This window comes from Franconibacter daqui (assembly GCF_014644275.1).
Taxonomy (GTDB): Bacteria; Pseudomonadota; Gammaproteobacteria; order Enterobacterales; family Enterobacteriaceae; genus Franconibacter; species Franconibacter pulveris.
Genome location: NZ_BMKJ01000002.1, coordinates 17,089 through 31,333 on the forward strand (window position 1 = coordinate 17,089; position 14,245 = coordinate 31,333).

The window sequence follows — 14,245 nt, forward strand, 5'->3', positions numbered from 1 at the left end:
AAACTCTTTATTTATCGACAGATGAAACGGCTGCGGCTTGCATTACGGGGCGACCAAAACAGTTACCTACAAGGAAAGCCAGCAGACTTAAAAGCAGAGACGGCACAATCGGGTGAAAACCCAGGTATTGTATCTTTAGCGTAGCCAAAACGGCGTAGAGCACCGCGCCGACGATCATCGCGCTGAGCGCGCCGGCCGCGTTCGCTCGCTCCCAGTACAGCCCCAGCACCAGCGGCCACAAGAAAACCGCTTCCAGGCCGCCAAAGGCCAGCAGGTTGAGCCAGATAATCATTTCCGGCGGACGCCAGGCCGCCAGCAGCAGCAACGCGCTCAACACCAGCGTGATAACCGAAGACATGCGCTTAAGGCGTTTCTCGTTATGGATCTGGTCCGGGTGCAGGTTCAGCCAGAGATCTTTTACGATCGTGGCGGAAGATTGCAGCAGCTGCGCGTTAATGGTCGACATGATCGCCGCCATCGGCGCAGCGAGGAAGATCCCCGCCGCCACCGGCGGCAGCACGGTGACCATCAGCGTAGGGATAACCAGATCCGGCACTTTTAGATCGGGCAATACGGCACGGCCCAGCGCACCCGCGAGATGCATACCGAGCATCAGGATAGCGACCACAATGGTGCCGATGATAATACCGCTGTGCACCGCCTTGCTGTCTTTATAAGAGATGCAGCGTACCGCCGTATGCGGCAGGCCAATGACGCCGAAGCAAACCAACACCCAAAACGAGGCCATAAAGGTTGGCGAGAGGATATCCTCTGCGCCCTGCGGCGCGACCAGCTTCGGATCGATATGCTGAAGTTTTTCCACCGCGCTGTGCAGGCCGCCTGCGGCGTGAATAATGCCCACCAGCAGCAAGATGGTGCCAATCAGCATGACCAGCCCCTGCATCGTGTCGTTAAGCACGCTGGCGCGAAAGCCGCCAAATGCGGTATAGAGCGCAATGCTGATGCCGAAAATCAGCAGGCCGGTTTCATAGGGAATGCCCGCCGCGGTTTCCAGCAGGCGCGCGCCGCCAATAAATTGCACCGTCATGGCGCCAATAAAGGCCACCAGCAGGCTCAGGCTGGCAAGCCATACCAGCAGACGGCTTTGGTAGCGTGCGTAAAGCATGTCGTTAAGCGTGACGGCGTTATAGCGGCGGGCGAGAATAGCGAACTTCTTGCCCAGAATGCCGAGAGAAAGCCAGACGGCGGGGAGTTGAATCATCGCCAGCAGTACCCAGCCCAGACCATATTTATAGGCTGCGCCCGGGCCACCGATAAATGAACTGGCGCTAATGTAAGTCGCCGTCAGCGTCATCGCCAGCACAAACCCGCCCATGGAACGGCTGCCAAGGAAGTATTCGTTAAGGAAGTTTCCCGTCGTGCGCTTGCGCATGGCGTAGAGCGAAAGGCCAAATACCACCAGCAGATAGGCGATAAGAGGAAGGATCACTTCATGCTGCATCGTTATCCTCCAGCGGAATATCGCGATAAATAAATTTCACCATCAACCAGCAGAGCAGAATGAACAGCAGCGGCACCAGCAGACAAGCCATCTCAAACCAGTGCGGCAGGCCCGTTACGCCTGTTGCTGAATCAGGTAAGTAAGCAGCCACTAACCATGCGGCGAGATAGAGAAGGGTCAGCCACAGCGCCCAGCGCGCCTCTTTATGGGCCTGAACAAAACGGTTGTCCATTTTTATCCCTTGTGACGTAAGAAAGCGGCGATTGTACCGCAGCAGCAGGGGGAGGCGACAAAAAATAAAGGCCAGCGGAAGCTGGCCTTATCAATGAAAGCAGGGCTTATTTTTCGTTCAGGCCCAGCTTCTTCTCCAGATAGTGGATATTGGTGCCACCGTGCTGGAAGTTCTCATCGTTCATGATGCGCGTCTGCAGATCGACGTTGGTTTTAATGCCGTCGATGATCAATTCCTGCAGGGCGTTCTTCATGCGGGCAATCGCCACGTCGCGGTTTTCACCGTAGCAGATGAGTTTGCCTATCATGGAATCGTAATACGGCGGTACGGTATAGCCCGCGTAGATATGTGATTCCCAGCGAACGCCAAAGCCGCCCGGCGCGTGGAAGCGCGTGATTTTACCCGGGCTCGGCAGGAAGGTGTTCGGGTCTTCGGCATTGATACGGCATTCCACCGCATGGCCTCTGATCGTCACTTCTTCCTGCTTAATGGAGAGCGGCTGGCCTGCTGCGATACGCAGCTGCTCTTTGATCAGGTCGACGCCGGTGATCATCTCGGTAACCGGATGTTCTACCTGAATACGGGTGTTCATTTCAATGAAGTAGAACTCGCCGTTTTCAAACAGGAACTCAAAGGTGCCCGCGCCACGATAGCCAATATCCACACAGGCTTTGGCACAGCGTTCGCCGATGTAGCGACGCAGTTCCGGGGTGATGCCCGGCGCCGGCGCTTCTTCGACCACTTTCTGGTGACGACGCTGCATAGAGCAGTCGCGCTCGGCGAGATAAATGGCGTTGCCCTGGCCATCCGCCAGCACCTGAATCTCAATGTGGCGCGGGTTTTCCAGGTATTTCTCCATGTAGACCATGTCGTTATTGAAAGCGGCTTTCGCTTCCGCACGGGTCATGGAGATGGATTGCGCCAGGTCGGCGTCGCTGCGCACTACGCGCATACCGCGACCGCCGCCGCCGCCGGAAGCTTTGATAATCACCGGGTAGCCGATGCGTTTCGCATGGGCGCGGTTCTTATCCATATCGTCGCCCAGCGGGCCGTCGGAACCCGGCACCGTCGGGACGCCTGCTTTCTTCATCGCCGTAATCGCAGACACTTTGTCGCCCATCAGGCGGATGGTGTCCGCTTTCGGACCGATGAAGATAAAGCCGGAGCGCTCAACCTGCTCGGCGAAGTTGGCGTTCTCGGAAAGGAAGCCATAGCCCGGGTGAATCGCGACCGCACCGGTGATTTCCGCAGCGGAGATAATGGCCGGGATGTTCAGATAGCTTTTTACTGACGGCGCCGGACCGATACATACGGTCTCATCCGCCAGCAGTACGTGTTTCAGATCGCGGTCCGCGCTGGAGTGCACAGCGACAGTCTTGATGCCCAGTTCTTTACAGGCACGAAGAATACGCAGTGCAATCTCGCCGCGGTTAGCGATAACAATTTTATCCAGCATGTTCGCCTCGTTATTCGATGACAACCAGCGGCTCGTCAAACTCTACCGGCTGACCGCTTTCAACCAGGATCGCTTTTACTACGCCCGCTTTATCGGCTTCGATCTGGTTCATCATTTTCATCGCTTCAACGATGCACAGGGTGTCGCCCACGTTGACTTTCTGGCCTACTTCAATAAACGCTTTGGCGTCCGGGCTCGGGGTACGATAGAAGGTACCAACCATCGGGGAACGTACGATGTGGCCACTGACTTCTGCTGCAGCTGGCGCTTCCAGCGCCGGCGCGGTTGCCGGTGCGACAGCAGTAGACAGCGCAGGCTGCTGCTGCGGGGCATACATCGGCGCAGCATAGGCCTGCTGCATAACCGGGATGCCTGCATTGGCCGGCGCGCGGCTGATGCGTACAGACTCTTCGCCTTCAGAAATTTCCAGTTCAGCGATGCCTGATTCTTCAACCAGCTCGATCAGTTTTTTAATCTTACGAATATCCATGAGTGGGTTCCGTACTCTTTGTTTAGTGTGATTGTGACAGGCGTTTTACCGCCGTCTGTAGTGCATAGCTATAGCCGTCAGCGCCGAATCCGCAGATAACGCCAGCGGCGACATCAGAAAGGTATGAATGATGCCGGAACGGCTCGCGGGCATGCACGTTGCTGAGGTGGATCTCGATAAACGGGATGCTCACCGCCAGCAGGGCATCGCGCAGCGCGACGCTGGTATGCGTAAAAGCGGCCGGATTAATCAGGATATAGTCGACATTGTCTTTAGCCTGATGAATACGGTCGATAAGCGCATACTCCGCGTTAGATTGCAGGTGATCGAGCGAAACGTTTAGCGATTCAGCTTGCGCCTGGAGGCCGCTCACAATTTCATCCAGCGTCTGTTTGCCATACTTTTCGGGCTCACGGGTGCCGAGCATATTAAGGTTTGGGCCGTTCAAAAGCAAAATCTGAAATCTGTTCGCCATTGTGACGCTATCTCCTGCAATTCTCCGGTAAAAAACAAAATATACCTTCGTTGCGAGGTTGTCACCCTTAACACCATGAAAATGGGCGGGCGAAAAACCAAAGTCGCACATTATAACGATTTCGTAGCATTTGGCAGCTAAATACTGGTCTTATCAGGGAAGATTATCAACCGGTATCAGCCAATCGATACCGGGTAATAACAGAAGTGGATTAAATGGCGCAGAACAACGCATTATCTCAGCCACTGACGGAACTTCTTATAGCGCCATGCCAGCAGCACAAGCGCGATAAAGGCATAGATTAACGGCTGCGGTGAGAGGATCTTGACCGACCAGAGGTAGTGAATAGGTGCCAGGATCGCTACCAGATAAATGAAGTTATGCAGAATTTGCCAGCGGCGACCCAGTTTTCGCTGCGCCGCCTGCGTCGAGGTAAACGCCAGCGCCAGCAGCACCAGCCAGCTAATGATGCCGAGCGTCAAATAGGGACGGCTTACCAGTTCCTGGCCGAGCAAAGAAAGGTTGTTGATGCCCAGTTCTAGCAGCGAATAGCTAATAAGATGAAGCGTTGCCCACGCAAAACACCATAATCCCAGCAGACGTCGGGTGCGGATCAGCAGCGGCTGCTTGAGCAAACGGGTCAGCGGCGTGACCAGCAGCGTGGCAAGCAGCAGCTTAAGCGCCATGCGGCCGGTAAAATGCTGAATATCTTTCGCCGGGTCGGCGCTGAAGTATCCCTGGCTTGCGGCGTAAAAAAGCCACACGAGCGGCAGGAAAGCGGCCAGATGCAGCGCCACTTTCAGCCAGACAATCTGTTTTGCCGTTAAACGCACTTAGAAATTCTCCCGCAAATCGAGTCCTTTATAGAGCGAAGCGACCTGCTCGGCGTAACCGTTGAACAACAGGGTAGGCTGGCGCTTCACATCAAGCACGCCGCCGGAACCGATAACGCGCTCGGTGGCCTGCGACCAGCGGGGATGATCGACATTAGGATTCACATTAGCGTAAAAACCATATTCGCCCGGCGCGGAAAGATTCCAGGTTGTCGGCGGCCGTTCGCGGGTCAGCTTAATGCTGACGATCGACTTAATTCCCTTAAATCCATACTTCCACGGCACGGTAAGGCGTACAGGAGCGCCGTTTTGCGGCGGCAGCGCCTTGCCGTAAACGCCGACGGTCAGCATAGTCAGCGGGTGCATCGCTTCATCTATACGCAGCCCTTCTACATAGGGGTAATCCAGACCGCCGCCAATAAAGCGGTCCTTCTGGCCCGGCATCTGCTCCGGCGCATAGAGCGTGGTAAAAGCGACATATTTCGCCGCACTGGTAGGTTCGACTTTTTTCAACAAGCTGGCGAGCGGGAAGCCTATCCACGGCACGACCATCGACCAGGCCTCTACGCATCGCATCCGATAAATACGCTCCTCCAGCGGGAAAAGCTTATATAAATCATCGTGATCAAGCGTCAGCGGCTTCGCCACTTCGCCGTCAATAGTCAGTTTCCAGGGCGTAGTCTGCAGCGTGCCTGCATTGGCGGCCGGGTCTGCTTTATCCAGACCGAATTCGTAGAAATTGTTGTAGCCGGTCACTTTATCTTCCGGCGTCAGCGGCAGCTTCGCCTGCCATTCTGCTGGCTTAGAAAAATTAAGAGGCTGGCCCGCCGGGGCTTTGGGCCTGTCGTTGCCCTTAAACCAGTCCAGCAGATCCGCCTGGGCGACCGGGGAAAGCGAAAGCGCGGCGGCGCCGATGCCTAATGTTTTTAAGATCTGGCGGCGCTGCATAAAGAAAGCCGATTCGGCAGTGACATCGGCTTCAGTTAAACGGCTGATTTTTTTCATGACCGACTCTCTGGTGATGCGAAGATAACGATACGCCTTAATCATGACAGGGAGTCGGTCAGCCTGCGAGGCATCTGGTTAAAATTGTGTAAAAAAATCTCTCACTTCACTTTAACCAGGGTGCGGCCCTGCGCCGTGTTGTTAATGATGGCTTCGGCGAATTTCGGCGCGTCGGCAAGCGCAATCTCCGTTGCGCTCTGCTCGTAGAAATCAGCAGGCAGATCCCGCACCAGTCGCTCCCAGGCTTCTTTGCGCCGGGCCGCTGGCGTCATTACGGAATCAACCCCTTGCAGACGAACGTTACGCAGAATAAAGGGCATGACCGTCGTCGGCAGCGCGAAACCGCCCGCCAACCCGCAGGCCGCCACGCAACCGCCGTAGTTCATCTGCGCCAGCACTTTCGCCAGCACTTTATCGCCCACGGTGTCGATGGCGCCTGCCCACAGCTGTTTTTCCAGCGGACGGCTGTCGGCGAACTCGTCACGGCCCAGAATGCGGCTGGCGCCGAGACGCTTAAGATACGCATGCGTGCTTTCGCGGCCGCTGACCGCCGCTACCTGATAACCCAGCTTATGCAGCAACGCCACCGCCGTGCTGCCTACGCCGCCGCTTGCGCCGGTCACGACCACTTCGCCGCTTTCCGGGCGCACGCCCCCTTCTTCAAGCGCCATAACGCACAGCATGGCGGTAAACCCTGCGGTGCCGATAATCATCGCTTTACGTCCGTCCAGCCCCTGCGGCATCGGCACCAGCCAGTCGCCTTTTACCCGCGCCATCCCGGCGAGGCCGCCCCAGTGGTTCTCGCCGACGCCCCAGCCGGTAAGCAGCACGGTCTGGCCTGCATGAAAGCGCGGGTCTTCGCTTTTACGTACGGTGCCCGCAAAATCAATGCCCGGTACCATCGGGAAGTTACGAATAATTTTGCCTTTGCCGGTTATCGCCAGCGCATCTTTATAGTTAAGGCTCGACCAGTCGATATCAACGGTTACGTCACCTTCAGGCAGGGCGCTTTCGTCAAGGGGTTTAATAGCGGCGAGCGTCTTCCCATCCTGCTGTTCAAGAATCAAAGCCTGCATACATTACTCCTCAATGGGTCGCTTAAGATTGGAAAAAAAACTTTGAAGACTATACTCGCATATTGAAACGCTATGCCGACTTATCGCAATAAAACCTCTGAACGTCCCGTCGGGTTTGGTAATATGCGCGGCGGGTCTGTGTAGTTAGTACTTACTATATATGTGGCCCCGGCACTCATGCAGCGCCGTTCGCTCGTGCCGATAACTGACGGAGTTAACACAAGGATGCGATTAACGACGAAATTTTCCGCCTTTGTCACCCTGCTGACGGGGCTTGCCATCCTTGTCACGCTGCTGGGATGTTCGCTTAGTTTCTTTAATTCCATTCAGCAAAAAGTCGCCTCCCGCGTGGTGTCAGTCGCCTCCATTATTGATAACGACCTCGTAAGCCATTCCCCCGAGGCGTTGGTTCATCGTCTGGATGAGCTAATGGTGCCGGTCGATATTGTGCGCATCGACTTCAACAGTGATACCGGAAGGCTTTACAGCCATACGCGGCCGCAAAGCTATCACCCGGCGGGCAGCCAGCATCAATACCGCACGCTTGAAGTGCCGCTGCTAAAGCACCCAGGCATGTCGCTGAAGCTGACCTGGCAGGATCCGCTTGCCAACTACTACCGCTCTTTGCTCACCACCGCGCCGCTCAGCATCGCCATTGGCTTTATGGTCGTGGTGATTTTCTTTGCGGTGCGCTGGCTTAAACGTCAGCTTGCCGGGCAGGAGCTGCTGGAAACCCGCGCGGCCCGCATCCTTAACGGCGAGCGTGGCGTGCGCGTGCGCGGCAGCGTGCATGAATGGCCGACCCACGTCAGCAGCGCGCTGGATGTGCTGCTTTCCGAAATCCAGAGCGCGGGCGAGCAGCGTAGCCGCATGGACACGCTTATTCGCTCCTACGCCGCGCAGGATGTAAAAACCGGCCTCAGCAATCGTCTCTTTTTCGACAACCAACTGGCGACGCTGCTGGAAGATCAGGAGAAAGTCGGCACGCACGGCGTGGTCATGATGATCCGTTTGCCGGATTTTGACATGCTGCGGGAGAGCTGGGGCAAAACCGCCGTCGAGAACTATCTCTTCACCCTCATTAATATGCTTTCGACCTTTGTGATGCGTTACCCGGGGGCGCTGCTGGCGCGCTATTTTCGCAGCGACTTTACCGTGTTGCTGCCGCATCGCACCTTAAAAGAGGCGGACAGCATCGCCAGCCAGTTGCTGAATGCTGTCGACTCGCTGCCGCCTACCCGCATGCTCGACCGCAACGATATGCTGCACATCGGCATTTGCGCCTGGCGCAGCGGGCAGACGACAGAGCAGGTGATGGAGCATGCGGAGATAGCCACCCGCAACGCCGTGCTGCAGGGCGGAAATGGCTGGGCGGTGTATGACAATTCGCTGCCCGAAAAAGGACGCGGCAACGTACGCTGGCGTACGTTGCTTGAAGGCGTTCTCCAGCGCGGAGGTCCGCGCATTTATCAGAAACCCGCCGTTTTACGCGACGGCCGGGTGCACCATCGGGAACTAATGTGCCGTATTTTCGATGGCGAAGAAGAGGTGCTGGCAGCGGAGTATATGCCGATGGTGCAGGCGTTTGGCCTGGCCGAACAGTATGACCGCCAGATGGTGGCGCGCGTCGTGCCGTTTTTACGCTTCTGGCCTGAAGAAACGCTCGCCGTGCCGCTTACCGTCGAGTCGCTCATCCGCCCGCCGTTCCAGCGCTGGCTGCGCGATACCCTGATGCAATGCGAAAAATCGCAGCGAATGCGCATTCTTTTTGAACTTGCTGAGGCAGATGTTTGTCAACACATCAGTCGGTTACAACCGGTGATTCGGTTAATCAAAGCGCTGGGCGTCCGCATCGCGGTCGCGCAGGCGGGATTAACGGTGGTCAGCACGGCCTATATCAAGGAGCTGGATGTAGAAATTATCAAGCTGCATCCGGGTCTGGTGAAGAACATTGAAAAGCGTACCGAAAACCAGCTCTTCGCCCAAAGCCTGGTGGAAGCTTGCAACGGTACGCAAACACGGGTTTTCGCCACGGGTATAAAAACCCGTAGCGAATGGCAGACGCTGGTGGAAAGGGGCGTCGCGGGCGGGCAGGGCGATTTTTTTGCTGCTTCTCAACCCCTCGACACGAGCGTGAAAAAATATTCTCAAAGATATTCGGTTTAGCCTGCCGTTTAATTTGTTTTCACGTAGAATAACGCGCGCTGCATCTCAAGGGGGCGAGCGCGCCTGCCGGCCGGATTGTCGCAGCGTAGCGAAGCCAGTTTTGCTTTCGTGCGCGTTTTACCTTGTCAGCTCTGAACTGGTCGCTTTTTCAACAAACGGTCCGGGCGGGAGAACGTAAAACGCAGGAAGCGAGAACTGCACTATTTTTCACCGATGCAGAACGTTTTTGCGCCTTGTCGCTGCATCGTGTGGTTGGTAAAGTAAGCGGATTTTATTTTTCCGCCCCAGCTTTCAGGATTATCCCTTAGTATGTTGAAAAAATTTCGTGGCATGTTTTCCAATGACCTGTCCATTGACCTGGGTACCGCGAATACCCTGATTTACGTAAAAGGACAAGGCATCGTATTGAATGAGCCGTCCGTTGTGGCCATTCGTCAGGATCGTGCCGGCTCGCCGAAGAGCGTCGCTGCCGTTGGTCATGAAGCGAAACAGATGCTGGGCCGTACGCCGGGCAACATCGCCGCCATTCGCCCGATGAAAGACGGCGTAATCGCCGACTTCTTCGTTACCGAAAAAATGCTGCAGCACTTCATCAAGCAGGTGCACAGCAACAGCTTTATGCGCCCAAGCCCGCGCGTGCTGGTGTGCGTGCCGGTTGGCGCGACGCAGGTTGAACGCCGCGCGATTCGCGAATCCGCGCAGGGCGCAGGCGCCCGCGAAGTTTTCCTGATTGAAGAACCGATGGCCGCCGCGATTGGCGCAGGCCTGCCGGTCTCCGAAGCTACCGGCTCCATGGTGGTGGATATTGGTGGCGGTACCACTGAAGTGGCCGTTATTTCCCTGAACGGCGTGGTTTACTCCTCTTCTGTACGTATCGGCGGTGACCGTTTCGACGAAGCTATCATTAATTATGTACGCCGCAACTACGGCTCCCTGATTGGTGAAGCGACCGCTGAGCGCATCAAGCACGAAATCGGCTCCGCTTACCCGGGTGATGAAGTGCGTGAAATCGAAGTTCGCGGCCGTAACCTGGCCGAGGGCGTGCCGCGCGGTTTTACCCTCAACTCCAACGAAATCCTCGAAGCGCTGCAGGAACCGCTGACCGGCATCGTCAGTGCGGTCATGGTGGCGCTGGAACAGTGCCCGCCGGAACTGGCTTCCGATATCTCCGAGCGTGGTATGGTGCTCACCGGTGGTGGCGCACTGCTGCGTAACCTTGACCGTCTGCTGATGGAAGAGACCGGCATTCCGGTCGTGGTGGCGGAAGATCCGTTGACCTGCGTGGCGCGCGGCGGCGGCAAGGCACTGGAAATGATCGACATGCACGGCGGCGACTTGTTCAGCGAAGAGTAACAGCCGCAAGCAAGGGCAACTCCGGTTGCCCTTCTTGTTGGTTTGGGAATACGCATAGCCTATGAAGCCAATTTTTAGCCGTGGCCCGTCGCTACAGATTCGCCTTATTCTGGCGGTGCTGGTGGCGCTTGGTGTCATTATCGCCGACAGCCGCCTCGGTACGTTCAGCCAGATTCGAACGTACATGGATACCGCCGTCAGCCCTTTCTACTTTGTGTCGAATGGTCCCCGTGAATTGCTTGATAGCGTGTCGCAAACGCTCGCATCGCGGGATCAGCTTGAGCTTGAAAACCGGGCGCTGCGCCAGGAACTGCTGCTGAAAAATAGCGAATTGCTGATGCTTGGGCAGTACAAGCAGGAAAACGCGCGCCTGCGCGAACTGCTTGGCTCTCCGCTGCGTCAGGACGAGCAAAAAATGGTCACTCAGGTGATCTCCACCGTTAATGACCCTTACAGCGACCAGGTGGTTATCGATAAAGGCAGCATCAACGGCGTTTACGAAGGTCAGCCCGTCATCAGTGATAAAGGCGTCGTCGGACAGGTTATCGCCGTCGCGAAACTTACCAGCCGGGTATTGCTGATTTGCGACGCTACCCATGCGTTGCCAATCCAGGTGCTGCGCAACGATATTCGCGTGATTGCCGCCGGCAACGGCTGTACGGATGATTTGCAACTGGAGCACCTGCCCGCCAATACCGATATTCGCGTAGGCGACGTGCTGGTCACCTCCGGCCTTGGCGGACGCTTCCCGGAAGGGTATCCGGTGGGCGTGGTGTCGTCAGTAAGACTGGATACTCAGCGCGCTTACACCGTGATTCAGGCGCGTCCGACAGCTGGCCTGCAGCGCCTGCGCTATCTGCTGCTGCTGTGGGGCTCGGATCGTCAGGGGGTTAACCCCATGACGCCGGAGGAAGTGCACCGCGTGGCGAATGAACGCCTGATGCAGATGATGCCGCAAGTGCTGCCCTCGCCTGATGCGATGGGCCCACCTGCGCCAGTGCCCGCGCCTGCGACCGGCATCACCACGCCGACGACTGGCGCTACAACGTCTGCGCCAGGCGCGGCAGCGCCCGCATCGTCCTCTGACGTGGCGCCTGCCGCCCGGGGAGGACCGTAGTGGGGAGCTATCGTAGCCAGGGGCGCTGGGTCATCTGGCTCTCCTTCCTTGTCGCATTGTTATTGCAGATCATGCCCTGGCCGGACGACATTCTGGTTTACCGGCCAAACTGGGTATTGCTAATCCTGCTTTACTGGATCCTGGCGCTGCCGCATCGCGTAAATGTCGGTACGGGTTTCGTGATGGGTGCCATACTGGATCTCATCAGTGGTTCAACGCTCGGCGTACGCGCGCTGTCGATGAGCATTATCGCTTACCTGGTCGCCCTGAAATTCCAGCTTTTCCGTAACCTGGCGCTCTGGCAACAGGCGCTGGTTATTATGTTGCTCTCTCTGGCGGCCGATATTATTGTTTTCTGGGCAGAGTTTTTAGTTATCAACGTCTCTTTCAGACCGGAAGTGTTCTGGAGCAGCGTAGTGAACGGCGTGCTCTGGCCGTGGCTTTTCCTGTTGATGCGTAAAATCCGTCAACAGTTTGCGGTGCAATAAGGGTTTTTATGACTGCAGTTTATCTCGCCTCCGGTTCGCCTCGTCGTCAGGAACTGCTCGCTCAACTGGGCGTGACGTTCGAACGTCTCATTACCGGCCTTGAAGAAGTGCGCCGTGAAAACGAAAGCGCGCAGCACTATGTGTCGCGCCTGGCGCGGGAGAAAGCGCAGGCGGGCGTCGCACTGGCGGCGCGCGACTGGCCGGTGCTTGGCGCAGACACCATCGTCATTCTCAATGGCGAAGTGCTGGAAAAGCCGCGGGACAAAGCCCATGCAGGCGCCATGCTGCGCCAGCTTTCCGGGCAAACGCATCAGGTGATGACGGCCGTCGCGGTGGCGGATAAACGTCAGGTAATGGATTGTCTGGTGGTGACCGAGGTCACTTTCCGCGCGTTATCGGAAGCGGATATCGAGGCGTATGTGGCAAGCGGCGAACCCATGGATAAAGCGGGCGCGTATGGCATTCAGGGGCTGGGCGGCTGTTTTGTGAGAAAGATCAACGGCAGCTACCACGCCGTGGTCGGCTTGCCGCTGGTAGAGACGTATGAACTGCTAAGCAATTTTAACGCCTTGCGTGAGGGATAAGGAAAAGATGACGGCTGAACTGTTAGTCAACGTAACCCCTTCGGAAACCCGGGTGGCGTATATCGATGGCGGTATCCTGCAGGAGATCCATATCGAGCGCGAAGCGCGCCGCGGGATCGTAGGCAATATCTACAAAGGTCGGGTAAGTCGCGTTCTGCCAGGAATGCAGGCGGCATTTGTAGATATTGGCCTCGATAAAGCGGCATTTTTACATGCTTCGGACATTATGCCGCATACAGAATGCGTGGCGGGCGAAGAGCAGAAAAACTTCACGGTGCGTGATATCTCCGAACTGGTTCGTCAGGGACAGGATCTCATGGTGCAGGTGGTAAAAGATCCGCTCGGCACCAAAGGCGCGCGCCTGACCACCGATATTACACTGCCTTCCCGCTATCTGGTTTTCATGCCCGGTGCGTCGCACGTGGGCGTTTCCCAGCGTATTGAAAGCGAAACCGAGCGCGAGCGGCTGAAAAAAATCGTCGCCGATTACTGTGACGAGCAGGGCGGATTTATCATCCGCACCGCAGCGGAAGGGGTTTGCGAGGCCGATCTCGCCTCCGACGCCGCCTACCTCAAACGGGTATGGACCAAGGTGATGGAGCGCAAAAAGCGCAACCAGACCCGCTATCAGCTCTACGGCGAGCTGGCGCTGGCGCAGCGCGTGCTGCGCGATTTCGCCGTGGCCCAGCTCGACCGCATTCGCGTCGACTCGCGGCTGACTTATGAAATGCTGCTGGAATTTACCGCGGAATATATGCCGGAGATGACCAGCAAGCTTGAGCACTACAGCGGCAAGCAGCCGATTTTTGATCTTTACGACGTAGAGAACGAAATTCAGCGCGCGCTGGAGCGCAAGGTAGAGCTGAAGTCCGGCGGCTATCTGATAATCGATCAGACCGAGGCGATGACCACCATCGACATTAACACCGGCGCGTTTGTTGGCCATCGCAACCTCGACGATACCATCTTCAATACCAATATCGAGGCGACGCAGGCGATTGCGCGCCAGCTGCGGTTGCGTAACCTGGGCGGCATCATCATTATCGATTTTATCGACATGAATAATGAGGACCACCGCCGTCGCGTGCTGCATTCGCTGGAGCAGGCGCTCAGCAAAGACCGCGTGAAAACCAGCATTAACGGTTTTTCGCAGCTGGGGCTGGTGGAGATGACCCGCAAACGCACCCGCGAAAGCATTGAGCACGTACTTTGTAATGATTGCCCGACCTGCCATGGACGCGGTACGGTAAAAACCGTTGAAACCGTCTGCTATGAGATCATGCGTGAAATCGTCCGCGTGCATCACGCCTATGATTCCGACCGTTTCCTGGTTTATGCTTCCCCTGCGGTGGCGGAAGCGTTGAAAGGCGAGGAGTCGCACGCGCTGGCGGAAGTGGAGATTTTCGTCGGCAAACAGGTGAAGGTGCAAATTGAACCGCTCTACAACCAGGAGCAGTTCGACGTGGTAATGATGTAACGCGCGACGGCAGCTTCGCAAGTAAAGGGTA

The 14,245-nt window shown here is 56.6% G+C and carries 14 protein-coding genes; 6 read left to right on the forward strand and 8 right to left on the reverse strand.

All coding sequences use genetic code 11. The features are described 5' to 3' along the window. Positions 1-7: 7 nt before the first annotated feature. From panF to acuI, 8 genes are all read right to left on the reverse strand, one after another. Positions 8-1,462, reverse strand: coding sequence for a sodium/pantothenate symporter (gene panF / locus IEX01_RS09400; protein ID WP_188723754.1), 1,455 nt, complete (start codon positions 1,460-1,462; stop codon positions 8-10). Further along, the gene (locus IEX01_RS09405; protein WP_024558869.1) at positions 1,452-1,694 is read right to left on the reverse strand and encodes a YhdT family protein; all 243 of its coding nucleotides are present in this window, start codon (positions 1,692-1,694) and stop codon (positions 1,452-1,454) included. The genes panF and IEX01_RS09405 overlap by 11 nt, the downstream gene beginning before the upstream one ends. Positions 1,695-1,800: 106 nt before the next feature. Continuing rightward, positions 1,801-3,150: an acetyl-CoA carboxylase biotin carboxylase subunit gene (gene accC / locus IEX01_RS09410; protein ID WP_024558868.1), complete on the reverse strand. Its 1,350-nt coding sequence runs from the start codon at positions 3,148-3,150 to the stop codon at positions 1,801-1,803. Positions 3,151-3,160: 10 nt separating this feature from the next. Beyond that, the gene (accB, locus tag IEX01_RS09415; RefSeq protein WP_024558867.1) at positions 3,161-3,640 is read right to left on the reverse strand and encodes an acetyl-CoA carboxylase biotin carboxyl carrier protein; all 480 of its coding nucleotides are present in this window, start codon (positions 3,638-3,640) and stop codon (positions 3,161-3,163) included. A 22-nt stretch (positions 3,641-3,662) separates the two neighbouring features. Next, positions 3,663-4,115 (reverse strand): type II 3-dehydroquinate dehydratase, encoded by a 453-nt coding sequence (gene aroQ, locus IEX01_RS09420; protein WP_024558866.1) that lies wholly within the window; start codon positions 4,113-4,115, stop codon positions 3,663-3,665. A 233-nt stretch (positions 4,116-4,348) separates the two neighbouring features. Continuing rightward, on the reverse strand, positions 4,349-4,948 hold the full coding sequence (gene msrQ, locus IEX01_RS09425; protein ID WP_024560958.1) for a protein-methionine-sulfoxide reductase heme-binding subunit MsrQ: 600 nt from the start codon (positions 4,946-4,948) through the stop codon (positions 4,349-4,351). After that, on the reverse strand, positions 4,949-5,953 hold the full coding sequence (msrP, locus tag IEX01_RS09430; protein ID WP_188723755.1) for a protein-methionine-sulfoxide reductase catalytic subunit MsrP: 1,005 nt from the start codon (positions 5,951-5,953) through the stop codon (positions 4,949-4,951). It abuts the gene before it with no gap. A gap of 101 nt (positions 5,954-6,054) precedes the next feature. Next, positions 6,055-7,029, reverse strand: a complete 975-nt coding sequence (acuI, locus tag IEX01_RS09435) for an acrylyl-CoA reductase (NADPH) (protein ID WP_024558863.1) — start codon at positions 7,027-7,029, stop codon at positions 6,055-6,057. 225 nt (positions 7,030-7,254) lie between these two features. On the opposite strand from acuI, the gene csrD reads away from it, so the two are divergent. The 6 genes from csrD (at position 7,255) to rng (ending at position 14,214) form a co-directional block, all read left to right on the forward strand. Then, positions 7,255-9,195, forward strand: a complete 1,941-nt coding sequence (gene csrD, locus IEX01_RS09440) for an RNase E specificity factor CsrD (RefSeq protein ID WP_024558862.1) — start codon at positions 7,255-7,257, stop codon at positions 9,193-9,195. A gap of 309 nt (positions 9,196-9,504) precedes the next feature. Beyond that, complete coding sequence (gene mreB, locus IEX01_RS09445) at positions 9,505-10,548, forward strand: rod shape-determining protein MreB (protein WP_006818047.1); 1,044 nt, start codon at positions 9,505-9,507, stop codon at positions 10,546-10,548. Positions 10,549-10,609: 61 nt separating this feature from the next. Next, entirely contained in the window at positions 10,610-11,665 is a 1,056-nt protein-coding gene (gene mreC, locus IEX01_RS09450; protein WP_048888024.1) for a rod shape-determining protein MreC, read from the forward strand. Next, positions 11,665-12,153, forward strand: coding sequence for a rod shape-determining protein MreD (gene mreD / locus IEX01_RS09455; protein WP_024558860.1), 489 nt, complete (start codon positions 11,665-11,667; stop codon positions 12,151-12,153). Before mreC ends, mreD begins: the two co-directional genes overlap by 1 nt. A gap of 8 nt (positions 12,154-12,161) precedes the next feature. Continuing rightward, positions 12,162-12,737, forward strand: a complete 576-nt coding sequence (locus IEX01_RS09460) for a Maf family protein (protein WP_028019961.1) — start codon at positions 12,162-12,164, stop codon at positions 12,735-12,737. Between the two features lie 7 nt (positions 12,738-12,744). Next, positions 12,745-14,214, forward strand: coding sequence for a ribonuclease G (gene rng, locus IEX01_RS09465; RefSeq protein WP_024558859.1), 1,470 nt, complete (start codon positions 12,745-12,747; stop codon positions 14,212-14,214). The last annotated feature ends 31 nt before the right edge of the window (positions 14,215-14,245 follow it).

What these genes read in the sequence shown, in the direction of transcription:
- rng (WP_024558859.1), top strand. Translation starts at nt 12,745, where the DNA reads ATGACGGCTGAACTGTTAGTCAACGTAACCCCTTCGGAAACCCGGGTG.
- msrP (WP_188723755.1), bottom strand. Translation starts at nt 5,953, where the DNA reads ATGAAAAAAATCAGCCGTTTAACTGAAGCCGATGTCACTGCCGAATCG.
- accB (WP_024558867.1), bottom strand. Translation starts at nt 3,640, where the DNA reads ATGGATATTCGTAAGATTAAAAAACTGATCGAGCTGGTTGAAGAATCA.
- IEX01_RS09405 (WP_024558869.1), bottom strand. Translation starts at nt 1,694, where the DNA reads ATGGACAACCGTTTTGTTCAGGCCCATAAAGAGGCGCGCTGGGCGCTG.
- acuI (WP_024558863.1), bottom strand. Translation starts at nt 7,029, where the DNA reads ATGCAGGCTTTGATTCTTGAACAGCAGGATGGGAAGACGCTCGCCGCT.
- mreC (WP_048888024.1), top strand. Translation starts at nt 10,610, where the DNA reads ATGAAGCCAATTTTTAGCCGTGGCCCGTCGCTACAGATTCGCCTTATT.
- aroQ (WP_024558866.1), bottom strand. Translation starts at nt 4,115, where the DNA reads ATGGCGAACAGATTTCAGATTTTGCTTTTGAACGGCCCAAACCTTAAT.
- accC (WP_024558868.1), bottom strand. Translation starts at nt 3,150, where the DNA reads ATGCTGGATAAAATTGTTATCGCTAACCGCGGCGAGATTGCACTGCGT.
- csrD (WP_024558862.1), top strand. Translation starts at nt 7,255, where the DNA reads ATGCGATTAACGACGAAATTTTCCGCCTTTGTCACCCTGCTGACGGGG.
- IEX01_RS09460 (WP_028019961.1), top strand. Translation starts at nt 12,162, where the DNA reads ATGACTGCAGTTTATCTCGCCTCCGGTTCGCCTCGTCGTCAGGAACTG.
- panF (WP_188723754.1), bottom strand. Translation starts at nt 1,462, where the DNA reads ATGCAGCATGAAGTGATCCTTCCTCTTATCGCCTATCTGCTGGTGGTA.
- mreB (WP_006818047.1), top strand. Translation starts at nt 9,505, where the DNA reads ATGTTGAAAAAATTTCGTGGCATGTTTTCCAATGACCTGTCCATTGAC.